Origin of the sequence: Kitasatospora sp. NPDC101801 (assembly GCF_044766665.1) — a bacterium.
Lineage (GTDB): Bacteria > Actinomycetota > Actinomycetes > Streptomycetales > Streptomycetaceae > Kitasatospora.
This window is the reverse complement of record NZ_JBIWML010000012.1, coordinates 52746-76709: the sequence shown is the minus strand read 5'-3', so window position 1 is coordinate 76709 and position 23964 is coordinate 52746. Positions and strand designations below refer to the sequence as shown.

At 73.2% G+C, this 23964-nt stretch carries 26 protein-coding genes; 13 read left to right on the top strand and 13 right to left on the bottom strand.

The window, feature by feature from the left end:
• The first annotated feature begins 35 nt into the window (after window positions 1–35).
• Window positions 36–962, top strand: a complete 927-nt coding sequence (locus ACIRPK_RS16680; protein ID WP_403038925.1) for a TIGR03619 family F420-dependent LLM class oxidoreductase — start codon at window positions 36–38, stop codon at window positions 960–962.
• A 5-nt stretch (window positions 963–967) separates the two neighbouring features.
• Here the strand turns inward: ACIRPK_RS16680 and ACIRPK_RS16675 are convergent, their stop codons facing one another.
• A complete protein-coding gene (locus ACIRPK_RS16675) occupies window positions 968–3160 on the bottom strand; it encodes a hypothetical protein (protein ID WP_403038922.1) in 2193 nt (730 codons plus the stop codon).
• Between the two features lie 360 nt (window positions 3161–3520).
• On the opposite strand from ACIRPK_RS16675, the gene ACIRPK_RS16670 reads away from it, so the two are divergent.
• Window positions 3521–4132: a hypothetical protein gene (locus tag ACIRPK_RS16670; protein WP_403038919.1), complete on the top strand. Its 612-nt coding sequence runs from the start codon at window positions 3521–3523 to the stop codon at window positions 4130–4132.
• 103 nt (window positions 4133–4235) lie between these two features.
• Window positions 4236–4667: a VOC family protein gene (locus ACIRPK_RS16665; protein ID WP_403038916.1), complete on the top strand. Its 432-nt coding sequence runs from the start codon at window positions 4236–4238 to the stop codon at window positions 4665–4667.
• A gap of 11 nt (window positions 4668–4678) precedes the next feature.
• Here the strand turns inward: ACIRPK_RS16665 and ACIRPK_RS16660 are convergent, their stop codons facing one another.
• A complete protein-coding gene (locus tag ACIRPK_RS16660) occupies window positions 4679–4945 on the bottom strand; it encodes an aldo/keto reductase (protein ID WP_403038914.1) in 267 nt (88 codons plus the stop codon).
• A 149-nt stretch (window positions 4946–5094) separates the two neighbouring features.
• On the opposite strand from ACIRPK_RS16660, the gene ACIRPK_RS16655 reads away from it, so the two are divergent.
• From ACIRPK_RS16655 to ACIRPK_RS16645, 3 genes are all read left to right on the top strand, one after another.
• Window positions 5095–5892: a hypothetical protein gene (locus ACIRPK_RS16655; protein WP_403038911.1), complete on the top strand. Its 798-nt coding sequence runs from the start codon at window positions 5095–5097 to the stop codon at window positions 5890–5892.
• A gap of 140 nt (window positions 5893–6032) precedes the next feature.
• Window positions 6033–6434 carry a YciI family protein gene (locus tag ACIRPK_RS16650; RefSeq protein ID WP_403038908.1) on the top strand — a complete coding sequence of 134 codons (402 nt, stop codon included), beginning with the start codon at window positions 6033–6035 and terminating at the stop codon, window positions 6432–6434.
• A 4-nt stretch (window positions 6435–6438) separates the two neighbouring features.
• On the top strand, window positions 6439–7695 hold the full coding sequence (locus ACIRPK_RS16645) for an RNA polymerase sigma factor (RefSeq protein ID WP_403039182.1): 1257 nt from the start codon (window positions 6439–6441) through the stop codon (window positions 7693–7695).
• A 7-nt stretch (window positions 7696–7702) separates the two neighbouring features.
• On the opposite strand, the gene ACIRPK_RS16640 is transcribed toward ACIRPK_RS16645, so the two are convergent.
• A complete protein-coding gene (locus tag ACIRPK_RS16640) occupies window positions 7703–8617 on the bottom strand; it encodes a LysR family transcriptional regulator (RefSeq protein ID WP_403038906.1) in 915 nt (304 codons plus the stop codon).
• A 91-nt stretch (window positions 8618–8708) separates the two neighbouring features.
• On the opposite strand from ACIRPK_RS16640, the gene ACIRPK_RS16635 reads away from it, so the two are divergent.
• Window positions 8709–10124, top strand: coding sequence for an MFS transporter (locus ACIRPK_RS16635; protein ID WP_403038904.1), 1416 nt, complete (start codon window positions 8709–8711; stop codon window positions 10122–10124).
• 5 nt (window positions 10125–10129) lie between these two features.
• Here ACIRPK_RS16635 and ACIRPK_RS16630 read toward each other — a convergent pair whose 3' ends face one another.
• The 7 genes from ACIRPK_RS16630 to ACIRPK_RS16600 form a co-directional block, all read right to left on the bottom strand.
• Window positions 10130–10966, bottom strand: a complete 837-nt coding sequence (locus ACIRPK_RS16630) for an alanine dehydrogenase (RefSeq protein ID WP_403038901.1) — start codon at window positions 10964–10966, stop codon at window positions 10130–10132.
• Window positions 10921–11265 carry a hypothetical protein gene (locus ACIRPK_RS16625; protein WP_403038898.1) on the bottom strand — a complete coding sequence of 115 codons (345 nt, stop codon included), beginning with the start codon at window positions 11263–11265 and terminating at the stop codon, window positions 10921–10923. Before ACIRPK_RS16625 ends, ACIRPK_RS16630 begins: the two co-directional genes overlap by 46 nt.
• A gap of 133 nt (window positions 11266–11398) precedes the next feature.
• The gene (locus ACIRPK_RS16620) at window positions 11399–12964 is read right to left on the bottom strand and encodes a DEAD/DEAH box helicase (RefSeq protein WP_403038895.1); all 1566 of its coding nucleotides are present in this window, start codon (window positions 12962–12964) and stop codon (window positions 11399–11401) included.
• A gap of 277 nt (window positions 12965–13241) precedes the next feature.
• The gene (locus ACIRPK_RS16615) at window positions 13242–13445 is read right to left on the bottom strand and encodes a cold-shock protein (protein WP_030918248.1); all 204 of its coding nucleotides are present in this window, start codon (window positions 13443–13445) and stop codon (window positions 13242–13244) included.
• A 278-nt stretch (window positions 13446–13723) separates the two neighbouring features.
• Entirely contained in the window at window positions 13724–14392 is a 669-nt protein-coding gene (locus ACIRPK_RS16610) for an NUDIX domain-containing protein (RefSeq protein ID WP_403038892.1), read from the bottom strand.
• The gene (locus tag ACIRPK_RS16605) at window positions 14389–14766 is read right to left on the bottom strand and encodes a DUF4406 domain-containing protein (protein WP_403038889.1); all 378 of its coding nucleotides are present in this window, start codon (window positions 14764–14766) and stop codon (window positions 14389–14391) included. The genes ACIRPK_RS16610 and ACIRPK_RS16605 overlap by 4 nt, the downstream gene beginning before the upstream one ends.
• A gap of 72 nt (window positions 14767–14838) precedes the next feature.
• On the bottom strand, window positions 14839–15624 hold the full coding sequence (locus ACIRPK_RS16600; RefSeq protein WP_403038886.1) for a DeoR/GlpR family DNA-binding transcription regulator: 786 nt from the start codon (window positions 15622–15624) through the stop codon (window positions 14839–14841).
• Window positions 15625–15767: 143 nt separating this feature from the next.
• Between ACIRPK_RS16600 and ACIRPK_RS16595 the strand changes: the two genes are divergently transcribed.
• Window positions 15768–16220, top strand: a complete 453-nt coding sequence (locus tag ACIRPK_RS16595) for a hypothetical protein (protein WP_403038883.1) — start codon at window positions 15768–15770, stop codon at window positions 16218–16220.
• Window positions 16221–16356: 136 nt separating this feature from the next.
• Window positions 16357–17880, top strand: coding sequence for an LCP family protein (locus ACIRPK_RS16590; RefSeq protein ID WP_403038880.1), 1524 nt, complete (start codon window positions 16357–16359; stop codon window positions 17878–17880).
• A gap of 4 nt (window positions 17881–17884) precedes the next feature.
• Here the strand turns inward: ACIRPK_RS16590 and ACIRPK_RS16585 are convergent, their stop codons facing one another.
• Window positions 17885–18793 carry a DUF4232 domain-containing protein gene (locus ACIRPK_RS16585; protein ID WP_403038877.1) on the bottom strand — a complete coding sequence of 303 codons (909 nt, stop codon included), beginning with the start codon at window positions 18791–18793 and terminating at the stop codon, window positions 17885–17887.
• A gap of 202 nt (window positions 18794–18995) precedes the next feature.
• Here ACIRPK_RS16585 and ACIRPK_RS16580 point away from each other — a divergent pair, with 202 nt between their 5' ends.
• The 3 genes from ACIRPK_RS16580 (at window position 18996) to ACIRPK_RS16570 (ending at window position 21884) form a co-directional block, all read left to right on the top strand.
• Window positions 18996–19886, top strand: coding sequence for an ion transporter (locus tag ACIRPK_RS16580; RefSeq protein WP_403038874.1), 891 nt, complete (start codon window positions 18996–18998; stop codon window positions 19884–19886).
• Window positions 19887–20042: 156 nt separating this feature from the next.
• Entirely contained in the window at window positions 20043–21464 is a 1422-nt protein-coding gene (locus tag ACIRPK_RS16575) for a NarK family nitrate/nitrite MFS transporter (protein ID WP_403038871.1), read from the top strand.
• Window positions 21465–21575: 111 nt separating this feature from the next.
• Window positions 21576–21884 carry a putative quinol monooxygenase gene (locus tag ACIRPK_RS16570; RefSeq protein WP_403038869.1) on the top strand — a complete coding sequence of 103 codons (309 nt, stop codon included), beginning with the start codon at window positions 21576–21578 and terminating at the stop codon, window positions 21882–21884.
• 5 nt (window positions 21885–21889) lie between these two features.
• Here the strand turns inward: ACIRPK_RS16570 and ACIRPK_RS16565 are convergent, their stop codons facing one another.
• Window positions 21890–22138, bottom strand: coding sequence for an SCO4226 family nickel-binding protein (locus ACIRPK_RS16565; protein WP_403038867.1), 249 nt, complete (start codon window positions 22136–22138; stop codon window positions 21890–21892).
• Between the two features lie 223 nt (window positions 22139–22361).
• Here ACIRPK_RS16565 and ACIRPK_RS16560 point away from each other — a divergent pair, with 223 nt between their 5' ends.
• Complete coding sequence (locus tag ACIRPK_RS16560) at window positions 22362–23570, top strand: serine hydrolase domain-containing protein (RefSeq protein WP_403038864.1); 1209 nt, start codon at window positions 22362–22364, stop codon at window positions 23568–23570.
• A gap of 99 nt (window positions 23571–23669) precedes the next feature.
• On the opposite strand, the gene ACIRPK_RS16555 is transcribed toward ACIRPK_RS16560, so the two are convergent.
• The gene (locus tag ACIRPK_RS16555) at window positions 23670–23843 is read right to left on the bottom strand and encodes a hypothetical protein (protein WP_403038862.1); all 174 of its coding nucleotides are present in this window, start codon (window positions 23841–23843) and stop codon (window positions 23670–23672) included.
• Between the last annotated feature and the right edge of the window lie 121 nt (window positions 23844–23964).

The window sequence follows — 23964 nt, the reverse complement described above, 5'->3', positions numbered from 1 at the left end:
GGACGTACCCGCACCGAGAGAAGACCGGTACCACGATGCACCTGGGACTCGCCGTTCCGCAGTACGGCCGTTTCGCCGACCCGAGGCTCTCCGCGCAGGTCTCCGCCGTGGCCGAGGAGATCGGCTACCACAGCCTCTGGGTCGGCGACCGGCTGCTCACCCCGGTCGCACCGATCACCCCCTACCCGGGTGGTGACGGGACGTTCCCGGCCGAGCACCAGGTCTTCCTGGACCCGCTGACCACGCTGACCGTGGCCGCCGGCGCGACCGAGCGGGTCCGGCTGGGCAGCAGCACGCTGAACGCCTTCTGGCAGCCGCCGGTGGTGCTGGCCCGCGCGCTGACCGCGATCGACCTGGTCAGCGCGGGCCGGCTGGACGTCGGGCTCGGCCTGGGCTGGTCCGCCGACGAGTACCTGGCCGCCGGGGTGCCCTGGCAGGGGCGGGGTGCCCGGCTGGAGGAGACCCTGGACATCCTGGAACGGGTCTGGGCCGGCACCGGCACCGTCCGCCACAGCGGACCGCTGTGGACCGTGCCGGAGTCCGTGATGCTGCCCAAGCCGGCCCAGCGTCCCCGGCCGCCGCTGCTGCTGGGCGGCTTCGGCGACGCCGCCCTGGCCCGGGTCGGACGGCGCGCCGACGGCTGGCTGGCCGGCCCGCTGCCGGTCCCGCCGGTGGCGCGGATGTGGCGCACCGTCAGGCAGCACGCCGAGGAGGCCGGGCGTGACCCGGACGCCCTGCGCCTGGTCCTGCGGGTGAACCCCGAGATCACCGCAGAACCCGTGCCGGACGACCAGGTGCCCCGGCGCGGCACCCTGGACCAGCTGGTCGACCACCTCACCGTGGCGATCGTGACCACCGGCGCGGAACCGCTGGTCGACCTGCACTTCGCGGCCCAGGACGCCGACCACTACGCCGATCTGGCCGACGCCCTGTACCACCTGCTGCACCAGCGCATCGGGTGACGGCCTCAGTGCCGCCGACGGCGCGAGGCGACCACGGACAGGACGCCGAGCCCGAGACCGGCCACCGCGAACAGGGCGCCGAGCAGGGTGGTCGCACCGGTGTCGGGCAGGTGCCCGTCCCGGCCGCCGTCGGGCCTGACGGTGGCGCTGGGCGAAGCCGCCGGGTCGGTGGTCGGGCTCGGGTCGGGGCTGGGCGTCGGGCTCGGCGTCGGGCTGGGCTCGATCACCGGGACCACCACCACGCAGGCCGGATCGGTGCTGCCCGGAAGGCAGTTGCCGCCGGTCCGGTCCGCCGTGACGGTGTTGCGCAGGTTGTGGTTCCCGGTGCCGCCGGTGGACACGGTGACGCTGTAGGTCACCACCGCCTGCTGCCCGGGAGCCAGGTCCCCGGTCCAGCTGAGGACGGTGGGGCGGTAGCCGGCGTGGCCGGTACCGGCGGTCTCGTCGCTGTTGAACGAGGCGTCGTCCAGCAGCCCGACCAGGTCGTCCCTGACCTCCAGTGAACCGATCGGCACCGTACCGGTGTTGGTGATCTCCAGCCGGTAGCCGACCCGGTCGCCGGGCCCGGCCTCGGTCCGGTCGGCGGTCTTGACGATCCGGTAGGCCGGGGCGGCGAGCACCGTGTTGCGCACGGTGTTGCTGGTGCGCTGCTGGGTCCGGCCGGTCTGCTGCCCCGCGAAGGACAGCCGGGCGGTGTCGTCCAGCTTGGTCCCGACGGCGGTCGAGGGGTCCACCACCGCCCGGAAGGCGAGGGTGGCCGAGGCCCCGGCGGCGAGGTCGGCGGCCGTGCAGGTGACCAGCTGACCGGCCGCCGAGCAGGCCGGGCCGGAGCCGGCCACGAAGGCGGTGCCGGTCGGCAGGGTGTCGGTCAGGGTGACGGCGGTCGCGGTGTCCAGGTCGTTGCTGGTGCCGTCCTTGCGGGCGTTGGTGAGGGTGAAGGTGTAGGTGATCTCGCCGCCCGCCTCGACGTTGCCGGGCGGGTTGTCGTCCGTCCGGCCCGGCGGGGTGTTGGCCTTGACGATCTGCAGGTCGGGCTCGACCGCCTCCAGCGCCAGCCAGACGAACTGCGGGTGCAGGGCGTCGCCCTCGCCGGTGATCCGCAGCACCGCCCGGCTGCTGCCCGCCGGGATCTTGCCGGTGACGTCGATCATGCGGGCGTCGTAGCCGAGGTTGTTCACCGGGCTGGGGTCACGGTCCGTCAGGTTCGTACCGGTGCCGTCGGCGGCGACCCGGTCGATCCGGCCGGTGAACGCGTTGTCGCCGACCACCGTGCCGCCCGGGGTCGGCATCGGCAGCTTCTGCAGCGAGCCGACGTCCGCACCGACGTCCAGCGAGTCGCCCGCGATCGGGGTGTCGCCGTCACCGACGCCGACGCCCAGGGTGGCGGCAGGGGCCCGCCCGGCGGGGGTACGGATGCCGGTCAGGGTGAGCGTGGTGGTCGAGTTGGGCGGGCGCACCAGCTGGTAGCCGTCCCAGACCTGGAGGTAGCGCAGCGGCTCGGCCGGGTTCTCGTACGCGACCACCAGCGACCAGCCGCCCCAGCAGCCGACGTTCTGACCGCCGAAGTCGGCGGTGGAGGAACGCCCCTGGCAGGCCTGGAGGTCGGCGACCGTGTACGAGCCGCTGCCGGCCGCCTGCACCAGCGCGGTGACGTCCTTCACCCCGGCGTGGGCCGTGATCGGCTTGGGCGGGGTGCCGCCGGTCTGCTGGTCGAACCAGTCGTAGGTGTCGGCGGTGAGCCGCTGGTAGCCGCTCGCACCGGGCACCTTCAGCTCGACCTGGTCGGCCTTGCCCGCGTCGCCCGAGGTGGAGGTGACACTGGTGCCGTCCGGGTTGAGCTGCCAGTACAGCCGGGCGGACCGGACGGTGGAGCCGGCCGGGAGGGTGAGGGTGGCGGCGGACGCGGTGTTGCCGGGCGCGGCCGGGTCGCTCTTCACCCACTTGGTGCGGCCGTTGTTGTAGCTGTTGTCGTTGCAGACGTCACCCTGGCTGTCGTCGCAGGCCAGCACCGAGTTGGACGCCATGGTGAGGTTGCCGTGGGTCAGCACCGTGAAGGCCGGATCCGGACCGATCGGCCGCTGGGTGCCCGTTCCCCGGACCGACGGCACCCGCTCGGCCGCAGGAGCGGGGGCGGCGGCCAGCAGTGCGGCCACCGTCAGCAGCGAACCGGCGACGGCCGACGCCCGTCTGATCTGCATGGACTGCCTTTCGGGTGCTGACCTGCGCGGACCTGGTGAGGCGCTGCGCCGACGGCGCTCCTCCGCGCCACGGGCAGGCCGACGCTAACGGCGCGGCGCGGCCGCACCGGCGGGGCGCACCGTGACCCTCGAACGCTGATCACACGAACAGACCAGTGCCGTCCGCCGCCCCGGAGCAGCGGTGACGATCCGTCAGTACCTGCCGGTGCGGGTCGAGACCGCCGGACCGTGGGTCCGGTCGGGTCTGCTGCGCTGTGCGGGTGGACTCCGCCCGCCGGGCCGCACCGCTCCGGCCCGCTGCGGCCCGCCGGGTGATCCGATGGTCGCCACCTTGCCAGCCCGACCCGTGGAGCCGCCCGCATGGTCCGACCCTCCGTACTCCTGTTCCCAGCTGCCGCGCTGGCCGTGGCCCTGGCCACCGCCGCCGCACCGGTGCGGGCCGAGGACGGCCCGACCGCCCGGCCCGAGCTGTCGATCTCGCTCGACGACGGCCAGGACCGGGCCCAGGCCGGCGAGCGGATCACCTGGACCGTCACCCTGCACAACCACGGCGACCGGCCGGTCACCGGCCTCCGGATCGAACAGGTGCTGCCCGCCGGGGCCCGCCCGGCCGGGGGCTCCTCCGATACCGTCACCCCGACCGGCGCGGCGATCTGGCGGGACGTCACCCTCGGACCCCGCACCGCCAGGTCGCTGCAGGTCGCGGCGGACCTCGGCGCCACCGGGGACACCGCGCTGCACTCCTCCAGCGTCGTCTGCGCCTACCGGGGCGACGACGCCGCACCACTGGTCTGCGCCGACGACCTCGACCTGCTGCCCGCCGGCGAGCGCGCCCTCGCCGCCGCCGACTCGCCTCCGTCGCTGCCGTGGCTGCCCGCCGTCGCCACCGCCGTGCTGGCAGCGGTCGGCGCGGTCCTGATCGCCGTCCGGCGCCGGGACCGGGCCGACCCGCCGGAGCCGACCGGGACCTGACGCGATCGCCCCGGCCCCGCCCGGCGTTTCGCCGTGCACGGCCCCTCAAGCTGAGCGACCGTGGACCCGATCCGATCCGCGCGCGCTCCGAGGAGAAATTTCCGTGAACTGGACACTCGAGGTCATCCCGGTCCCGGTCACCGACCTGGACCGGGCGAAGGGGTTCTACGCCGACCGGGCCGGCTTCAAGGTCGACCTGGACGACGAGGTCGCACCGGGCGTGCGCATCATCCAGCTGACCCCGCCCGGCTCCCGCTGTTCGATCGCGATGCTCCAGGGGATGCCCGCCGCCCCGGGTGCGAAGGCCATGGCCCCCGGCACCCTCCAGGGCCTCCAGCTCTGCGTCACCGACATCGAGGCCGCCCGCGCGGCCCTGGTGGACCGGGGCGTGGACGTCTCCCCGATCCGCCACATCGGCGCCACCGGCTGGGCGGACGGCAAGGGCGAGACCTGGAACTCCTTCATGACCTTCGAGGACCCGGACGGCAACGGCTGGGTGGTCCAGGAGGCCCCGTCCGAGCTCGCCGAACGCTGACCGGTCGTCGGTCACCCGCCGCCGATCGCGTCGAGCATGCACAGGGCCGATTCCGACAGGGCGACGGCGGCGGCCGCGATGTTCCCGTGCAGGTGGGCGACCGAGGAGGGGCCGGGGATCAGCAGGACGCCCGGTGAGCGGTGCGGCAGCCAGGCCGGCGCCACCTGGCAGGCCGTGCCGCCCAGTTCGCGGGCGACCGCGTCCAACGCCTCGGCCTGGAGCGGGCGCAGCCGCCCAGCGGACAGAACGGCACGCAGGCGATGCCCTGTTCGGCGCACCGGTCGACCAGCGCGTCGTCCACCTGGGAGGCCACGTCGTGGTGGTCCTGCAGGGTGCTCTACGCCCGGACCTCGGTCGCCGAGGCCCTGCTCGCCGCCGCCCGCCCCTGACCCGGGCGATGTCCGGCCCGGGTGGCACACTGCGGGCCATGTCTCTCGCCGATCTCAGTCTTGCCCGGTGGCGGTCCCTCGACCTGCCGGCCGCCCGTGCACTCGCCGCCAGAGCCGCCGAGCAGGTGGGCGGCCGGCTCACCGCCGTCGAGACCGTCGAGCACCTCGGCGCCCCGCTGCACCGGGTCGGGATCGAGCGGGACGGTCAGGAGTTCGCCCTGATACCCGGCGGCACGCTGACCCTCGGCTTCGACCTCGACGCCTGGCAGCCGTCCCCGGAGCAGGCGGCCGACTTCACCGAGAGCATGGCGGAGGGCTTCGGCTACGGTGACGACCTGCGGGCGCACCTGGCCGAACTGCTCAGCCCGCGCCGGAGCGTCACCCTGGCCACCGTGCTGATGGCCGTTCAGGACGAGGACCTGACCTGCCCGCCCGACGAGCTGCCCGCCGTGCTGGCGGCCCGTGGCCTGCGGCTGCCGACCGCCGACGAGTGGGAGCACGCCTGCGGCGCCGGGGCCGGCACCCTGTTCCGCTGGGGCGACGACTGCCCGCTCGACCGCATCCCCTACGACTCCCCCGACGGGCCGCAGCACCGGCCGAACGCCTTCGGCCTGCGGATCGCCTACGACACCTACCGCACCGAGCTGACCGACGACCGCACGGCCGTGCACGGCGGCGACGGCGGCGAGTCGGCCTGCGGCGGCTACGGCGCCCTGCTCGGCTGGTTGCCGCTGGCCACCGCCGGCCGGAACCCGTTCACGGCCGAGTTCGTCTACGGGCCGGACGGCGACGACGCCTACGAGACCCTCTCCACCCGGCCGGTGCTGCCGCTCTGACCACCACCGGGGTCGTGTCGTCGGCCCGGGGAAAAGTTTTCTGCGAAATCATCGTGGGCGATGTCGAAATCGTGGCGCGTGCCTCTACCTGTCCGTGCAGGCACCCGGACGAGGGCGCCGCGGAGACCGAGGAGCAGATCATGAAGTACATGCTGTTGATGCAGTTCAGCGCGGCCGCCAGCGACTTCCCGTCGGTCGACACCTGGACGCCGGAGGAGCTGCGGGCCCACATCGGCTTCATGGGCGACACCAACCGGAAGCTGATCGCCGACGGCGAGTTCGTCGACGGCCAGGGGTTGGCGATGCCGGACACGGCGAAGATCGTCCGCGCCGGGGCGAACGGCGTCCCGGTGGTCACCGAGGGTCCGTTCGCGGAGACCAAGGAGTGGGTGGCCGGCTGGTGGATCGTCGACTGCGAGGGCCCCGAGCGGGCGGTCGAGATCGCCGCGCACGTCTCGACCGCGCCCGGCCCCGGCGGGCGGCCGCTGAACATGCCGATCGAGGTGCGCCAAGTGATGTCGGCGCCGACCGAGGAGATGTGACCCGCTGAGCACGCTCGACCCCGTCGCCGAGGACCTGCTGCGCGAGCTGGCGCCGCAGGTCCTCGGCGTGCTCACCCGCCGGTTCGGTGACTTCACCGCGGCCGAGGACGCCGTCCAGGAGGCGCTGCTCGCCGCCGCCCTCCAGTGGCCGGCCGAGGGTCTGCCCGGCAACCCCCGGGGCTGGCTGATCCAGGTCGCCCAGCGGCGGATGACCGAGGAGGTGCGCAGCGAGCAGGCCCGGCGCCGCCGGGAGGACCGGGTCGCCGGGCAGCAGCCCGCCGACCGGTGGTCGGCGCCGCCCGCCGACGCCGAGGACCTCGGCGGGCGGGACGACGCCCTGCTGCTGCTGTTCCTGTGCTGCCACCCCGCGCTGTCCCCGGCCTCCGCGATCGCCCTCACCCTGCGGTCGGTCGGCGGCCTGACCACCGGTCAGATCGCCGACGCCTTCCTGGTGCCGGAGGCGACCATGGGCCAGCGGATCAGCCGGGCCAAGCAGCGGATCAGGAGCTCGGCGGTACCGTTCCGGATGCCGGCGCCCGAGGACCGGCCCGCCCGGCTCGGCTCGGTGCTGCACGTGCTCTACCTGATCTTCAACGAGGGCTACGTCGGCAGCGCCGGGCCCGAGCTCCAGCGGGTCGAGCTCTCCCGGGAGGCGATCCGGTTGACCCGTGCCCTGCACGCCGCGCTGCCCGAGCACGGCGAGGTCACCGGTCTGCTCGCGCTGATGCTGCTCAACCACGCCCGCAGCCGGGCCCGGACCAGCCCGGCGGGCGAGCTGGTCCCGCTCGCCGAGCAGGACCGCGGCCGGTGGGACGCCGGGGCGATCGCCGAGGGCGTCGCGCTGATCACCGCGGCCCTCCCGCGCGGCCCGGTCGGGCCGTACCAGGTGCAGGCGGCGATCGCCGCCGTGCACGACGAGGCCGAGACGGCCGAGGCGACCGACTGGCCGCAGATCCTGGCGCTGTACGGGGTGTTGGAGCGGCTCGCACCCAGCCCGGTGGTCGCCCTCAACCGGGTGGTCGCCACCGCGATGGTGCACGGCCCGGCCGTCGGTCTCACCGAGCTGGACGCGCTGGAGTCCGCCGGGCAGCTGACCGGCCGGCACCGGCCCGCCGTGGTGCGCGGCCACCTGCTGGAGCTCGCCGGGGACGCGGCCGGCGCGGCCGAGCAGTTCCGGGCCGCCGCCCGCCTGACCGCCAGCCTGCCGGAGCGGCACCACCTGACCGTCCGGGCGGCCCGGCTCGGCCGGCCGGCCACCTGACGCCCGGTCACCCGGTCGGTGCGGTCATCAGCTCCCGGACCCGCTCCCGCAGCCAGGCGTGGGCCGGGTCGGCGTCGTGCCGGGGGTGCCAGGCCAGGCCGAACGGCAGCGGCGGCAGCTCCAGCGGGATCTCGAACAGGGCCAGGCCCAGCGCGTCGGTCAACGGCCGGGCCCGGAGGTTGGCCAGGCCGACCAGGTCGCTGTCCAGCGACATGAACAGCGCGGCGAGGAAGGTCGGCGTACTGGCCGACACCGTTCGGGTCAGCCCGAGCCGGGCCAGCGCGGTGTCGATCGGACCGTGCATCCGGCCCCGCCGGGAGACGCTCAGCTGCGGTGCGGCGGCGAACCGTTCGGGGGTGACGGGCCCTTCGGTCAGCAGCGGGTGCCCGGGGCGCGCCACGCCGAGCATCCGGTCCTCGAAGAGCTGCTCGACCCGTACCTCGGGTGCGGTGCTGTCGATCACCCCGACCTCCAGGTCGGCGCCGCCCTCGCGCAGCGTCGGCGCGTCCAGGTGACTGTCGGCCAGGATCCGCAGCCGGACCCCCGGCGCCTCGGCGGCGGCCCGGGCCAGCAGCGCGGAGCCGTACAGGGCGCCGAACGCGTCGTGGGCCAGCACGGTGAAGGTGCGCGACAGCGTGCTCAGGTCCAGCTGCCCGGTCGGGGTGAACAGCGCCTGGGCCCGCTCCACCACCGCCCGGACCTCCGCGCGCAGCGTCAGCGCGTGCGGGGTCGGCACCATCACGCGCCCGGCCCGGACCAGCACCGGGTCGCCGAGCGCCTTGCGGATCCGGCCCAGGGTGCGGCTCATCGCGGGCTCCGAGAGGTGCATCCGCCGGGCCGCGCCGGAGACGCTGCCCTCCTCCAGCAGCAGGTCGAGGGCGATCAGCAGGTTGAGGTCCAGACCAGATTGCGTCACACGCATTCATTCCTTGCGAAACTTGCACTGGAAGATAGGAGCAGGGCCCCCTACGGTGGCAGACATCCCACCGCCCACGCCAGCTCCAGGGGGAGCCTTGTCCACGTCTGCCCGCACACCCGCCCCGGCGTCCAGCACCGCCCGACCAGGGCGGCTGGTGGTGCTCGCCGTCTGCGCCTGCGCCATGGTCGCCCAGAGCATGGTCGCCGCGATCAACCTGATGATCCCGCAACTCGCCTCCTCCGAGCTGGGCCTGAGCAGCGGTCAGCTGGTCTGGGCGGTCGACGCCTACGTCCTGGTCTTCGCCGGCCTGCTGATCCCCGCCGGCGTGCTCGGCGACCGGTACGGCCGACGGCAGGTACTGCTGGCCGGGCTCGGGCTGTTCGCGCTCGGCGCGGCGGTCAGCGCGCTGGCCGGCGGTCCGGCCCTGCTGATCGCCGGACGGGCCGTCTCCGGCGCCGGGGCGGCGCTGATCATGCCCGCCACCATGTCGATCATGATCCAACTGGCCGGCCCCACGGGTCGGGCCGGGGCCCTGGCCACCTGGACCCTCGCGCTCGGCCTCGGCGGCCTGGCCGGCAACGTGGTCGGCGGACTGATCGCCCAGTTCCTGCCCTGGCAGGCGCTGTTCTGGGCGATGCTCCCGCTGGCCGCCGTCCTGGCGGCCGCCGTCGCCCGCACCGTCCCCGACTCGCCCCGGCACCCCGCCGCCACCGACGGGCTCGGCTCACTGCTGCTGATCGGCGGACTGGCCGCCGTGCTGCACGGCATTGTCGAGGGCCCCGAGCAGGGCTGGACCTCCGCCCGGGTGCTGACCGGCTTCGCCGCCGGAGTCCTGCTGCTCGCGCTCTTCAGCTGGCACGGCCTGCGGGCCGCCCACCCGCTGGTCGACCCCCGGCTGTTCCGCAACCGACGGCTGCGCGCGGCGGCGCTGGGCTCGGCCGCGAGCTTCTTCGGCCTGTTCGCCCTGTTCTACGTCAACTCCCAGTACCTGCAGTACGTCAAGGGGTACTCGGCCGCGCTCACCGGCCTGGCCATCGTCCCGCTCACGGTCGGCATGGCGCTGGCCCCCAGGGTCGCCGTCCGGCTCCAGGCCCGGTACGGTCCGCGTCCGCTGATCGGCGGCGGCCTGCTGCTGATCGGGCTCGGCCTGCTCTGCGTCTCGACCGCCGACGCGGGCACGCCCTACCCGCTGTACGCCGGGTACCTGCTGGTGCTGTCCTGCGGCATGGGGCTCTCGGCACCCGCCCTGGCCTTCGGGGTGGTCTCCGAACTCCCGCCCGGCCAGGCCGGGTTGGGCGCCGGGCTGAACACCGCCGCCCGCGAGGTGGGGGCCGCCCTCGGTGTCGCGGTGGTCGGCACGGTGCTGGCCGCCCACGCCGGCGGACCGGCCGCCCGGGCCGCCGGGTTCGTCCCGGCGATGGCGCTCGGGCTCCGGGTGGTCGCGGTCCTGGTGCTCGCCGCCACCGCCGCGGCCGCGCTCGGCTACCGGACCGACCGGCCCCGCCCCTGATCCGCTCAGCGGTGCGGGTACTCCGCGGCGCGGTCCTGGAAGGCGAGGATCGCCGGGTTCTGGATCACGCCGTCGCGGATCTCGGTGGCCCGGCGGATGGTCTCGTTGGAGTCCCAGGCGGTGGCACCGGTGAGCACGGCGCCCAGGAACGGCAGCAGTGCCTCGCTGTTCTCCCAGGTGGCCGAGTTCCACAGGTAGGACGGGCTGTGGTCGACACCGTAGTAGCGGACGTTGTCGCCGACCACGAAGGTCGGGTCGGTGAAGGTGGTGGGGCGGGCCCAGCTGAAGCCCATGCCCTCGTCGCAGGAGACGTCGACGACCAGGGTGCCCGGGGCGAGCAGGGCGAGGTCCTCGTCGGCGAGTAAGACCAGCGGCGCCGCGGTGTCCTGCAGCACGCAGTTGACGATGATGTCGTGCTCGGCCAGGAAGCCCGCGAACGGGACCCGGCCGTCGTCGGTCATGGCGTGGATCGGACGCGGCGCGGCCTCGTCCCGGTCGAACTGGACGATCCGGGCCGAGTGGATCGGTGAGCTGACGGCGGTGACCCCGCGCTGGGTCAGCACGTCCACGTCGTGCACGCCGAGGGCGGCCAGCGCGGTGACCGCGCCCCGCGCCGTCGCGCCGAAGCCGATCACGGCCGCGCGCAGCCGGCGGCCGTAGTCACCGGTCGAGCCGTGGATCTGCATCGCGTGCAGGACCGAGGAGTAGCCGGCCAGTTCGTTGTTCTTGTGGAACACGTGCAGGTTGAACGAGCCGTCGTTGGTCCAGTGGTTCATCGCCTCGAAGGCGATCACCGTCAGCTTCCGGTCGATCGCCAGCTGGGTGAGCTCACGGTCCTGCACGCAGTGCGGCCAGCCCAGAGCACCTGGCCCTCGCGCAGCTCGGCGAGGTCGGCGGCCAGCGGTTTGGCGAGCAGCATGACGTCGCACTCGGCGATCAGCTCCGCCCGGGTACGGAAGCCGCCGACCAGGGCCTTCAACGACTCGTCGGTGACGCCGAAGCGCTCGCCGTAGCCGTGTTCGAGGAAGATGCCGCCGCGCAGCTCCGGGTCGATCCGCTCGAAGTGCGCGGGGTGGATGGGCCGCCGGAACTCGTTCTCCTTGCGGGACTGCGCCAGTACGCCGAGGCTGAGCTGCTTCATTCGGTTCCCTCTGGTGGTGATCATCCGGCAGCTCGTCGCTGCTGGGGACGGCACGACCTCCCCGCCCGATGCGGCGGGGAGGTCGTGACGACTCTGGAGAGGGCGTGGTGCTCGTCCGGTGGCGGACCGGGTACTACGCGGCGAGACCGACCCGGGGGCCGGAGCGCGGCGAACGCGCGGCGGAACCGCTGCGGCTGCCCGAGGAGGCGCCGCCGCCACGGCGGTCGCGGGCCCGGCCCCGGCCGCCCGCGGACGAGGAGGAGGGGCTGCGGCGCGGCCGCTCGCGGACCGGGTCGGCCACCACGACGGGCACGCCGGTGGGGACCCGGGCGCCGGTGATCCGGGCCAGCTCCTCGTCGGTGGAGTGCACCTTGACCGAGCCGGGCACCAGCGCGGCGGCGGTCATCATCCGGGTCATCTCCCGGCGCTGGTTGGGCAGCACCAGGGTGACCACGGTGCCCGACTCGCCGGCCCGGGCGGTGCGGCCGCCACGGTGCAGGTAGTCCTTGTGGTCGCTCGGCGGGTCGATGTTGACCACCAGGTCGAGACCGTCCACGTGGATGCCGCGGGCCGCCACGTTGGTGGCGATCAGCGCGGTCACCTGGCCGTTGCGGAACTGCTCCAGGGTGCGGGTGCGCTGCGGCTGGGACTTGCCGCCGTGCAGGGCGGCCGCCTTGACGCCGACCGAGAGCAGGTCGAGCACCAGCCGGTCCGCACCGTGCTTGGTGTCGGTGAACATGATGACCCCGCCGTCACGGGAGGCGATCCGGGCGACCACCGCGTTCTTGTCGTGGCCCTGCACGTGCAGCAGGTGGTGCTCCATCGTGCTGACCGTGGCGGCCGTCGGGTCGACCGAGTGGACCACCGGGTCGCTGAGGAAGCGGCGGACCAGCTTGTCGACGTTGCGGTCCAGCGTGGCGGAGAACAGCATGGTCTGGCCGCCCTCGGCGACCTGCGTCAGCAGCTCGGTGACCTGCGGCATGAAGCCCATGTCGGCCATCTGGTCGGCCTCGTCCAGGACCGTCACCCCGACCTGGTCGAGCACGCAGTCACCGCGCTGGATCAGGTCCTTGAGCCGGCCGGGGGTGGCGACTACGACCTCCGCCCCACGGTGCACGGCCATCGCCTGACGACCGATCGACATACCGCCGACCACCGTCACCATCCGCAGGCGCAGGGCCTGGGCGTACGGCGTGAGCGCCTCGGTGACCTGCTGCGCGAGCTCGCGGGTCGGCACCAGCACCAGGGCCAGCGGGTGGCGCGGCTCGGCCCGACGGCCGGCCGTCCGGGCCAGCACCGCGAGGCCGAAGGCGAGGGTCTTGCCCGAACCGGTCCGGCCCCGGCCGAGCACGTCGCGGCCGGCCAGGGTGTTCGGCAGGGTGGCCGCCTGGATCGGGAACGGGGCGGTGACGCCCTGCCGGGTCAGCGTGGCCAGCAGCGCCTGCGGCATGTCCAGCTCGGCGAAGGCCTCGACCGCCGGAAGCGGCGGGGTGACGGTGACGGGCAGCGCGAACTCGCCCTGTGGGGCGGAGCGCTGACGGCTCGACGGCCCGGAGGAACGCGGCCGGCCCTCGGAGCGGAAGCCGCCGCCGGAACCACCGAAGCTGCTGCCCCGGCTCGCACCGCCGGAGCGGGAGCCCTGGGCGGAGCGGGAGGTGGAGTTCTGGTACGACGAACGGCTGGAACGGTTGGTGTTCATGGGGAAAACCTTCCTCGGCGCGGCGCGTCGCGAGGCTGCCTCCGCGGCACTGGGCAGCACGGAGAGCGCACGAACGGGCCGGACACGGCGGTGAAGAACGCGGGGCGTGGACGGAGAAAACCGTGCTGCACGTCACCTGCGAGGGGCTTCGACGAGCCCCCCGGCCGAAACCTCGAACCGTGAACATCCGATTCCGGCAGAAATGCCGAGAGACCCGCACCGTGCATGACGCGCGGTGCGGGCCCCTCCTGCGTGGCAGGTGCCTGCGCAGTAAAAACTACAGCGGACGAATGTTCTCGGCCTGCGGGCCCTTCTGACCCTGCGTGACGTCGAACTCGACCTTCTGGCCCTCGAGCAGCTCGCGGAAGCCGTTGGCGTTGATGTTCGAGTAGTGGGCGAAGACGTCCGGGCCGCCACCCTCCTGCTCAATGAAGCCGAAGCCCTTTTCCGCGTTGAACCACTTCACAGTGCCATTAGCCATAAAAATTCTCCTTCAAGGGGCTGACCAGCTCCCGCCCTGTGCGGAGGCCGAGTCGCCGCGAGGATTACCCATCCGGTGCGAGCCGGGAAACAAAAATGCGCCTGCGTTCAAACCAGCAGGCGCACACGAAAGTCATGGGAACCAAAACTGCAACTGGTGTAACCGTAGCAGACTCGCGCCGACCCCGGCGGAATCTCCCCCTACGGATCGTCCGACGTGTCGGCCGACACAGTCGTACTTCATCGGAACATCCGCTGATGTTTCCCCGCTCGCACCTGCTACCCGGCCCCGCCGGGGCCGAACGGGCCGTCCAGCGCCGCCCACTGCAAGAGCATGATCGTCTTGGCGTCGGCGATCACCCCGGAGCGGACCAGGGCGAGGGCCTCGGCGAAGGGCAGTTCGAGCACCTCGATGTCCTCCCCCTCCGCCGCCACCCCGCCACCGGCACCCGTGCGGGTGCCGGGGCCGTACGGCGCCGCGTAGAAGTGCAGGCGCTCGGTCACCGATCCGGGGCTCATGTAGACGTCGAAGACGTGTTGCACCGCGCCGATGGTGTGCCCGGTCTCCTCGGCGGCCTCCCGGCGGATCGCGGTCTCCGGGTCGTCCTGGTCCAGCAGCCCGGCGGCCGTCTCCAGCAGCATCCCGTCCGGGTGCCCGTTGACGTAGGCCGGGTAGCGGAACTGACGGGTCAGCAGCACCGTGCCGCGCTCGGTGTCGTACAGCAGCACGGTGGCGCCGTTGCCCCGGTCGTACGTCTCGCGCTGCTCGGTGCTCCAGTGCCCGTCCCGGTGCCGGTAGTCGAAGGTGGTGGTGCGCAGCACGTACCACTGGCAGGAGAGCAGGGTGACGTCGCGGACCGCGACCCCGGGGTTGCCGGTGAGGTCGCGGCCGGCCCGGTCGAGGCCGGTGCGGCCGCGCCGGTCGGGGGTGTCCAGGCCGGCCGTCACCGGGCGGCCGGGATCTCGTCGAGCCGGTGGAAGACCGGCTTGCCCTGGTCCGTGGCCTGCGCGGTCATCAGATCGGCGCCCTGGGACGGGCCGCCGATCCGCCAGACCGCGTCGCAGCGGGTCAGCAGGCGCTCGGCCACCGGGTGGAAGATCTCGTCGAAGGCCGGGTCGCCGACCTGCGCGGAGCCGGCCGCGCCGATCAGCGGCAGGGCCAGCGCCTCGCCGGTGACCGGCAGGTGACCGGCCCGGAACAGGGTGAGGGCGGCCCGGTTCATCGCCTCGACGTTCGCGGCCAGCCGGGCCGGGTCGTCTCCGGTGCCCGACCGGTAGGGACCGGCGACCAGGATCATCAGCGGGCGGGGGGTCTCGGTCATCGGGGACCTTTCGTCGGGGTGGCTTCGGGCCGCGTGGGATGGCCACGGCGGCGCGGGGTGGCTTCGGGCAGCTCAGACCAACCGGGTGTCGACCCCGGCCTCGCGCAGGGCGGCCAGGGTCTGCGGACCGCTGGGGTGGGTGGCGGGGTCGGCGCCGGTGGCGTCGGTGACGAAGACGTCCACGGCGGACAGCGGGGCGACCCGGCTGAACGCCTGCACCCCGAGCTTGGTGGCGTCCGCCACCGCGACCGTCCGGGCGGCCCGGGCCAGCGCGGTCTGCTTGACGGCACCGTCGTCCAGCGAGAACTCCGACCAGCCGTGCTCGGCGTGCACGCCGCCGATCGACATCACGAAGCAGTCGAAGGCCAGCGCGTCCACCGCCCGCAGGGCGAGCGGGCCGACCAGCGACTGCTCGTCGGGCCGGGCCTCGCCGCCCAGCACCAGCAGTCGGATGCCCGGCTGGTCGGCCAGCCGGACGGCCGCCTGCAGGCTGAGCACCGCCACGGTCAGCGGGGCCCGGGCCACCAGCTGCGCCGCGACCTGCACGGTGGTGGTGCCGGCGTCCAGCAGCACCGTCTGACCCGGCTCCACCAACTCGGCCACCGCGGCGCCCAGTCGGCTCTTGGTGGCCGCCTGCCACGGCTCGCGGGCGGCGAACCCGGTCCGCCGCTCCCGCGTCCGGGTGGCCCGGGCGCCGCCGTGCACCCGCTCGACCATCCCCCGGCGCTCCAGCTCGTCCAGATCCCGGCGGACGGTCATCTCGGACACGCCGAGCCGCCGGGCCAGCTCACCGACGCCCATCTGCTCGGCGCCCTGGACCAGGCGCAAGGTGACGTCGAGACGGTTCGCGGTAGCCATGCCGTATTTCTAACACAAGGATGTTCGTTCTGGTAGATCCATGTGCGATGCGCTCGGAGGGCGGTCGTATGTCCATTCGATCCACGGGCCTCGGATGCCCTAGTGTCTGGCCGCACACCGCCGGAACCGACCCGAGGACGACCGTGACCAGCCCCGCCGCCGAGCTCCCTGACACCACCGACGCCCCGCCGTCTCCCGAGGAGGGCACCGCGACCACGGCACCTCGCAGCAGGCGGTTCGGCTCGGGCCTCCTGGCCGGGCTGGTCGTCGTACTGGGAGTGGTGCTCGCCCTGGCCGCCGCCGCGTACCTCTACCGGGACGACCCGCGGTCCGCGCAGGCCGGCGACTGCGTCCACAACTCCGGTACCGAGGACGCCCCGGACGTGACGATCGTCGACTGCCCGGCGGCCGGCCCCGACGACCTGAAGGTCCTCAAGGTGGTCCACGGCGTCGACGAGACGCAGTGCGACACCGAGCCGGGGGTGATCGCCACCTACACCGAGCAGCGGCGGAGCAGCACCTTCGTCCTCTGCCTCGGCACCAGGGCCCCTTCCCCGGCCGGCGACCTCGGCCCGACCGCTCCGGGGACCGCCTGACATCCAGTTCGTTCGTCAAACCCCTGTGCACTCAAGCGTTCTGATTCTGTAACAGATCACAGACCGGCCCACGATCTCCGCTAGCTTCGTACAGGTGCCCGACGGGCGCCCGACCACGAGAAGCGGGGGACGCGCCATGCCCGACCACCAGCCGAACCCTGCCGGACGGGCGGCCACCCGGCAGGCGGCCCGGCCGGACGGCCGCCGGTCGCCGAAGTCCCGCCCGCGCTGGGTCGTACCGGTCCTGTTCACCACCGGCGGTCTGGTGCTGGCGAGCTGCGGCGGCGCCTTCCTCTACCTGCGGCATCTGGACTCCAACATCCAGTCCGACCGGCTCGGCGCGGGCAACGCGCCGCCGCCGCCCGGCCAGGCCGACGGCAAGGGCCGGGTCGCGATGAACATCCTGGTGATCGGCACCGACAGCCGGAAGGGCCTGGGCGGCGGCTACGGCGACCGGCAGAACGTAGGCCTCGGCAACAACGACGTCAACATCGTGCTGCACGTCTACCCCGACAAACGCGCGGCGGTCGCCCTCGACCTTCCCAGGGACTCGCTGATCGACATCCCGAAGTGCACCACCAAGGACGGCAAGATCTCCCAGGCGATCAAGCACCGGCCGCTGAACGAGGCGATGGGCCGGGGCGGCCCCGGCTGTGTGCAGGACACCGTCCAGGCACTCACCGGCTTGAAGATCGACTCCTGGATGGTGGTCAACTTCCAGGGCGTCAAGGACCTCACCGACGCCGTCGACGGTGTCGACGTCAACCTGTGCACCCCGGTCAACGACTCCGGCTCGCACCTCGACATCCCGGCGGGCCCGGTCACGCTGACCGGGGAACAGGGCCTCCAGTTCGTCCGCACCCGGCACGAGGTCCAGGACGGCACCGCGATCGGGCGGTTCTCGATGCAGCGCGCCTACCTCTCCTCGCTGCTGCGCAAGCTCACCGCCAAGGGCACCCTGCTCGACCCGACCAAGGCCTTCCCGGTGATCGAGGCCGCCACCAGGTCGCTCACCGTCTCGGAGAACATCGCCGGCACCACCAAGCTGGTCTCGCTGGCCACCGACCTGAAGGACATCAAGCCCTCCGAGGTCCAGTTCGTCCAACCGCCCACCGCGTTCACCCACGACGACCCGAACCCGGAACTGCAGGAGAAGAACAAGCTGGTCTCGCCCGGGAGCGGCGAGCTGTTCGCCCTGATCCGCTCGGACAAGCCGCTGACCGGCGGCGAGGACCACAGCGGCGGCACCCAGCCGGCCACCCCGACCGCCACCCCGCCGCCACCGCCGGTGGTGGACCCGGCCACGGTCGGCGTCACCGTCCTCAACAGCACCGCCCAGAAGGGCCTGGCCACCAGCACCGCCGAGACCCTGGCCAAGGTCGGGTACCGGGCCGAGGCCGGGACGGGCGCACCGAAGAACGTGGTCACCAGCACCGTCCGCTACCCCCGGGCCGACCAGAAGGACGCCGCCCGCGCGATCGCCCAGGCCCTCGGCCTGCCGGAGACCGCGGTCGCGGCAGGCGGCACCGGCAGCGCCGTGGTGGTCACCCTCGGGACCGACTACCGGGTCGCCACCGCACCCGCACCGGTGCCCACCGCCCTGCCCAGCGACGTCACGGTCCACCAGGCGAGCGAAACCGGCTGCACCAAGGTCAAGTAGCCCGTCAGCCGACCCCGTCCGGCTGCCAGGCACTGACGCCCAGTCGGCCGGTGGTGCCCAGGTCGAGTTCCGGGATCACCGTCATGGGGGCCGAGCCCGGCGCCGCCCGCACCCGCAGGTACGGCGCGTTGACCGGGTCGCCCACCCCGGCCTCGACGGTGTTGCGCCACACCACCTCGGCCCGGGCCCGCTGCCCGGGCTGCAGGGCCAGCGGCTCGGGTTCGCCGTCGGCCCCGGTGCCGCTCGCGATGGCGCTGCCGCCGTGCAGCACCTGCACGGCGGCCACCGCCCTGTGGTCCTCGTCCAGGACCTGGAGCTCCGGGTAGCCGTTGAGCCGGAGCGTCCCGGTGCCGCAGTTCTCCAGGTGCAGGCCCACCACCCGCAGCCCCATCGCGGCGTCGCCCTCGTCGACGGAGATCCGCGTCCCGGACGGCGGGCAGGGCTCGCCCGCGACCGACGCCTCGGCGCTCGGCACGCTCCGCACCTTGGTGATCTTCACCCGCCCGGCGCCGTCCGACGGCCGGCCGGCCGTCGTCTCCACCTTGCCCGGCACGGTCCGGCCGGGACCGACCGACCCGACGGCCTGCTGCGCGCTCGCCACCGCCTGCCCGGAGGCCGACAGGAAACTGAAGGAGATCAGGTAGGAGAGCGGCTCGGCCTCGTGGTTGGTCACCTCGAACTCGGCGCAACCACCGCGCACGGCCGTGATCCTGACACCGTCCTCGGCCGCCAGGGCGGGCTGCCCCGACTGCTTCGGCGCACCGCCGGTTTTCGGCCCGCAGGAGGGCGCACCCGGTGGCCGTTCCGACGGTGGCACGGCGCCGCTCCCGAGGTCGGCGGCCCGCGAACCGCATCCGGTGAGCAGCAGGGCGCCGGCCAGGACGGCGGGGAAGGCGGTGCGGGAGCTGGGCATCCACCGAGTCGATCAGGGGGTGCCCACCCCGGCAATGACGTACGCCACACCTCCGGTCACAGGCCCGTCACAGCGCCGCCGGTCGGCCGCCCCGTTCGGGTGAGCTTCGGGACGCCGGCGTGCCCTGACGGACCGTCAGGCGTTGGGCGAGCGGAATGACGATCACCGTCCCGCCCGGCGGTCGGTACAAGGGGAGAGACCGATGACAGAGCTGACCGCGGTACAGGCCGGCCTCGGCCGGCTGGCCGCCCGCTGCCGTACGGTGAACGAGGCGCCCGCGTTCGCGTTCACCGCGCTCGCGGTGATCCTGCTGAACGCCCTGCTGCTCGGCGTGGAGACCTACCCGGGGCTCACCACCGCGTACAGCCAGGCCCTCGACCGGGCCGAGTTCGGCTGTCTGGTGGTCTTCACCCTGGAGATGCTGGTCCGCCTCGGCGCGCATCTGGACCGGCCCGCCGCCTTCTTCCGGGACCCGTGGAACGTCTTCGACCTGCTGGTGGTCTCCTCCGCGTTCATCCCGTTCCTGCGCGAGAACACCACCCTGCTCCGGCTGCTCCGGCTGGCCCGGGTGCTGCGCACCGCGCGCTTCATGCCGCAGCTGCGGGTGCTGCTGATCGCGGTCGGCCGCAGCCTGCCGGGGACGGCGAGCTTCCTGGTGGTCGGCGCGCTGGTGCTCTACGTGTACTCGATGGTCGGCTGGATCTGCTTCGCCCCCTACGACCCGGAGCACTACGGCTCGCTGGGGCGCGCCGCGCTGACGCTCTTTCTGCTGATGACGCTGGACGGACTGGGCGAGTCCGTCCGGGCCGGGCTGGAGATCTCGCCGTTCAGCATCGTGTTCTACGCCTCCTACGTGCTGTTCGGCTCCTTCGTCCTGGTGAACGTGCTGATCGGGGTGGTGCTGAACGCCCTCGACGAGGCCCGCGAGATCGAGGCCGCCGCCGCCCGTCCGGTGCTGGAGGTGCCCGATCCGGCCGACGAGCTGCGGCTGCGCATCACCGCCGTCCGGCAGGCACTGGACGAGATGGAGACCCAGCTCCGCACCCCCCTCTGGGCACCTCGGCAGGAGCAGTCCCACGCGCACTCCGGCTGAGCCCTGGCGGTCCGCGGGCGGGACCTTGGACCGGCCGGAAGGTGGCGTTGGACTCTCGGTAGGGCCTGGATAAAGGAGCACTGTGGAAGCATCCGGACCTGCCCGGCGGCCTCCGCCCGGTAGGACCTGCATCGTCTCAACAGCAGGGGAAGCAGCATGAGTTCCACGCTCCAACGCGCCTCGCAGCCACCGGCCGGCCGCTCCGGCCCCGACCCTGCGGACTACCGGCCGGGCCGCACGGTCACCGTGTGGGAGCCGGAGGACGAGGTCTTCTGGAAGTCCGTCGGCAAGCGCGTCGCCACCCGGAACCTGTGGATCGCGGTCCCCGCGCTGCTGGTCGCCTTCGTGGTCTGGCAGGTCTGGTCGGTCACCGCGACCAACCTCAAGGACGTCGGCTTCGACATCTCCACCTCCCAGCTGTTCTGGCTGACCGCCATCCCGGGGCTGACCGGCGGCACGGCCCGGATCTTCTACACCTTCCTCGGCCCCCGGATCGGCCAGCGCCGCTTCACCGCGCTCTCCACCGTGGTGCTGATCGCCCCGCTGCTCTGGCTCGGCATCGCCATCCAGGACACCTCGACCCCGTTCGGCGTGCTGGCCCTGATCGCCGCGCTCTGCGGCTTCGGCGGGGCCAACTTCTCCTCCTCGCTGGCCAACATCGGCTTCTTCTTCCCGAAGGAGAAGAAGGGCAACGCGACCGGCATCAACGGCGGTCTCGGCAACCTCGGCGTCTCGGTGGTCCAGCTGCTCACCCCGGTGCTGATCACCTCCTCGATGCTCGCCATCGGCTCGGCCCAGCACAAGGCCGACGGCACCCCGGTCTACCTGCAGAACGCCGCGTTCGTCTGGATCCCGGTGCTGATCGTCCTGGCGCTGGTCAGCTGGTTCGGCCAGAACGACCTCAAGGTCGCCTCCACCCCCTTCAGCCGGCAGCGGGTCATCTTCCGGCGCAAGCACACCTGGCTGATGACCTGGCTCTACGTCGGGACCTTCGGCTCCTTCATCGGCTTCGCCGCCGCCCTGCCGCTGCTGATCAAGACCACCTTCCCCGCCTACTCCGTCGCCACCTACGCCTGGATGGGCCCCGCGCTCGGCGCGCTCGCCCGCTGGGCCGGCGGCTGGGTCGCCGACCGGTTCGGCGGGGCCAGGGTCACCGTGCTCTCCTTCGTGGGCATGGCCGGGTCGATCGTCGGAGTCATCACCTTCCTGCCCACCGGCGGCAACGAGGGCTCCTTCTACGGCTTCTTCGTCTGCTTCCTGGCCGCGTTCTTCTTCTCCGGCATCGGCAACGGCTCGACCTTCCGGCAGATCCCGGTGATCTTCCGGGCCAAGGCCCTGAAGGGCCTCACCGAGGGGACGCCCGCCCACGACCAGGCGCTCAAGCAGGCCGAGATGGAGTCCGGCGCGGTCACCGGCTTCACCGCCGCGATCGCCGCCTACGGGTTCTTCTTCATCCCGGCCATGTTCGCCAACTTCGCGGTCACCAGCGCGATGTGGGGCTTCGTCGCCTTCTACCTCAGCTGCATCGTGGTCACCTGGTGGTACTACGCCCGCCGGGGCGCCGAGTCCCCCAGTTAGGACCGACCCACCGTCGGAGCCCGGGCCGGTCGGCCCGGGCTCCGCGCCGTTCGCGTTCCACCATCCGGTCGGGTCCGCCCCGCGTCACCGGCCGACCGCTAGGTTCGCCGGATGTCGAACGCCACCCCGCTGAAGGTCCTCGTCCACCTCGCCACCCGGCCCGGCCTCGGGGCCGAGCAGATCGCCGCCTTCACCGCGCTGGCCCCCACGGTCCGCGCCGAGCCCGGCTGCCTGCGGTACGACCTGCACACCGTCGCCGACGACCCCGACCGCTTCGTCCTGATCGAGGAGTGGGCGTCGGCGGAGGCGCTCCGGCTGCACGACGAGTCGGCCCACATGGTCGCGGCCGACGCCGCCAACCAGGCGTTCCGCGCCGGCCCGGCCGAGGTCGTCCTGATCAGCCCCGAGCCGGTGGCCTGACCACCTCAGACCATCAGCGGCACCGGGTGGATCTCGTCCGCCTGGTGGCCGGCCCGCTCGTGGATCCGCTGGACCGCTTCCTTGGACGGTGCCTCGGACAGGCAGTACACGACGCCCGCCTCCGGATCCGCCCAGGCCTGCTCGAAGTGCACCCCCTCGTCGGCCTCGATGGCCAGGTCGGCCAGGTGGGCCGCCCGGAGCTCCTCCGCCGTGATGCCCGTCATGTTCCGGTGCACATCCATGAACCTCGCCATGGCCGAACACCTCCCGCGTCCGTGTGCCGTGCCCGGCCTCGGCCGGGCCTTGCCTCCTTCCAGGGTGCTCCGGGCGGGGCCGGGCCGCTCGGTGCGACGGGCGCAGGCGGTCGGGGACCGTACGGGTGGACTCGCCGGGCGGTCGACGAGCGCTCCCGGCCCGGCGCCGGGCGCAGGTGGTGACGTTGCCTGGCAAGGTCCCCCACCGGAAGAGGCCCCGCCCATGCGCCGTGTTTCCCCCCGTCGGCTCACCACCGCCCTGCTCGCCCTGGCCACCCTGACCCCGCTCGCCCTGACCTCACCGGCCGCCCAGGCCCTCCCGCCGACGGCCGCCGACGGCCGGGCCGCCCACCCGGCCGGGGCTCCGCACCAGGAGCTCGACCCCGCCCTGGTGGCCCAGCTCGACGAGGCGATCGCTAGGGTCCGCCAGGAGGCCGACGTCCCCGGGGTGACCGTCGGCCTGTGGTTCCCCGGCCGGGGCAGCTACGTACGGTCGACCGGGGTCGCCGACACCGCGACCGGCCGGCCGATGACGCCCGACCTCAACTCGCGGATCGGCAGCGAGACCAAGACCTTCACCATCTCCGCCCTGCTGGAGCTGGTCGACGACTGTCTGATCGGGCTGGACGACCCGATCTCCCGGTACCTGGACGGCGTCCCCGACGGCGACCACATCACGATCCGTCAGATGGCCGAGATGCGCAGCGGCCTGTTCTCGTACACCGCCGACGAGGACTTCGTCCACGACCTGCTCAGCGACCCCACCCGCCCGTTCACCCCGCCGGAGCTGCTGGCCTACGCCTTCCGCCACGACAACGTCTTCGCGCCGGGCTCGGCCTTCCAGTACTCCAACACCAACACCGTGCTGCTCGGCCTGGTGGTGGAGAAGCTGACCGGGATGCCGCTCGCCGACGTCATCCGGGAGCGGGTGACCGGCCCGGCCGGCCTGGACCACACCTTCCTGCCGGAGGGCGCCGAGTTCCCCGAGCCGCACCCGCACGGGTACACCCGGCAGACGCTGTCCGGCGAGCTCACCGACGCCACCGACTGGAACCCGAGCTGGGGTTGGGCCGCCGGCGCGATGATCTCCGACCTGCACGACCTGCACCGCTGGGCCAAGGTGGTCGCCACCGGCACCCTGCTCTCCCCCGCCACCCAGGCGCAGCGGGAGAAGTTCGTCCCGGTCCCGAACTTCGACGGCGCCGGGTACGGCCTCGGCCTGTTCCGCACCCACGGCTGGGTCGGCCACAACGGTTCGCTCCCCGGCTACCAGAGCGTGACGATGTACCTGCCCGAGCAGGACGCCACCATGGTGATCCTGCTGAACACCGACGTCGCCCACGACGGTTCCGAGCCGAGCACCCTCGTCGCCAACGCGATCACCAAGATCGTCACCCCGGACAACGTCTACCAGCTCCCGGCCGAGAAGTGACCGACCGGGCAGCGTAGCCCCGCCGCACCGTGGGCCGCCCCGGACAACGGGGGCGGTCCACGCGTCGTCCGCCTCACCCGGTCGTCCTCGTCGAGCATTTCAGAGACTGCGGATCGCCTCGGCCAGGTCGGGGCCGTAGCAGGCCCAGCAGACCACCGAGCCGTCACCGTCCAACTCGCCGTCGTCCTTGACCAGGCACAACCCGTGGAACGAAAGAATGACCTCGGGCCGGAGCAGGTCGTAGTCACCCCGCCCGGCGTACTCGACGACCACCAGCCGATCAAGGGTGAGCGGGGCAGCGGTCGGGTCGCCGGAGAGCGCGCACCTGCTCGATCGTCCATCCGGCGGGGGCACGTCACAGCCACTCGTCAAGGACGCCGGCCGCCGTAGCCGT

What these genes read in the sequence shown, in the direction of transcription:
- ACIRPK_RS16680 (WP_403038925.1), top strand. Translation starts at nt 36, where the DNA reads ATGCACCTGGGACTCGCCGTTCCGCAGTACGGCCGTTTCGCCGACCCG.
- ACIRPK_RS16675 (WP_403038922.1), bottom strand. Translation starts at nt 3,160, where the DNA reads ATGCAGATCAGACGGGCGTCGGCCGTCGCCGGTTCGCTGCTGACGGTG.
- ACIRPK_RS16670 (WP_403038919.1), top strand. Translation starts at nt 3,521, where the DNA reads ATGGTCCGACCCTCCGTACTCCTGTTCCCAGCTGCCGCGCTGGCCGTG.
- ACIRPK_RS16655 (WP_403038911.1), top strand. Translation starts at nt 5,095, where the DNA reads ATGTCTCTCGCCGATCTCAGTCTTGCCCGGTGGCGGTCCCTCGACCTG.
- ACIRPK_RS16650 (WP_403038908.1), top strand. Translation starts at nt 6,033, where the DNA reads ATGAAGTACATGCTGTTGATGCAGTTCAGCGCGGCCGCCAGCGACTTC.
- ACIRPK_RS16640 (WP_403038906.1), bottom strand. Translation starts at nt 8,617, where the DNA reads ATGCGTGTGACGCAATCTGGTCTGGACCTCAACCTGCTGATCGCCCTC.
- ACIRPK_RS16625 (WP_403038898.1), bottom strand. Translation starts at nt 11,265, where the DNA reads ATGAAGCAGCTCAGCCTCGGCGTACTGGCGCAGTCCCGCAAGGAGAAC.
- ACIRPK_RS16620 (WP_403038895.1), bottom strand. Translation starts at nt 12,964, where the DNA reads ATGAACACCAACCGTTCCAGCCGTTCGTCGTACCAGAACTCCACCTCC.
- ACIRPK_RS16615 (WP_030918248.1), bottom strand. Translation starts at nt 13,445, where the DNA reads ATGGCTAATGGCACTGTGAAGTGGTTCAACGCGGAAAAGGGCTTCGGC.
- ACIRPK_RS16605 (WP_403038889.1), bottom strand. Translation starts at nt 14,766, where the DNA reads ATGACCGAGACCCCCCGCCCGCTGATGATCCTGGTCGCCGGTCCCTAC.
- ACIRPK_RS16600 (WP_403038886.1), bottom strand. Translation starts at nt 15,624, where the DNA reads ATGGCTACCGCGAACCGTCTCGACGTCACCTTGCGCCTGGTCCAGGGC.
- ACIRPK_RS16590 (WP_403038880.1), top strand. Translation starts at nt 16,357, where the DNA reads ATGCCCGACCACCAGCCGAACCCTGCCGGACGGGCGGCCACCCGGCAG.
- ACIRPK_RS16585 (WP_403038877.1), bottom strand. Translation starts at nt 18,793, where the DNA reads ATGCCCAGCTCCCGCACCGCCTTCCCCGCCGTCCTGGCCGGCGCCCTG.
- ACIRPK_RS16580 (WP_403038874.1), top strand. Translation starts at nt 18,996, where the DNA reads ATGACAGAGCTGACCGCGGTACAGGCCGGCCTCGGCCGGCTGGCCGCC.
- ACIRPK_RS16575 (WP_403038871.1), top strand. Translation starts at nt 20,043, where the DNA reads ATGAGTTCCACGCTCCAACGCGCCTCGCAGCCACCGGCCGGCCGCTCC.
- ACIRPK_RS16570 (WP_403038869.1), top strand. Translation starts at nt 21,576, where the DNA reads ATGTCGAACGCCACCCCGCTGAAGGTCCTCGTCCACCTCGCCACCCGG.
- ACIRPK_RS16565 (WP_403038867.1), bottom strand. Translation starts at nt 22,138, where the DNA reads ATGGCGAGGTTCATGGATGTGCACCGGAACATGACGGGCATCACGGCG.
- ACIRPK_RS16560 (WP_403038864.1), top strand. Translation starts at nt 22,362, where the DNA reads ATGCGCCGTGTTTCCCCCCGTCGGCTCACCACCGCCCTGCTCGCCCTG.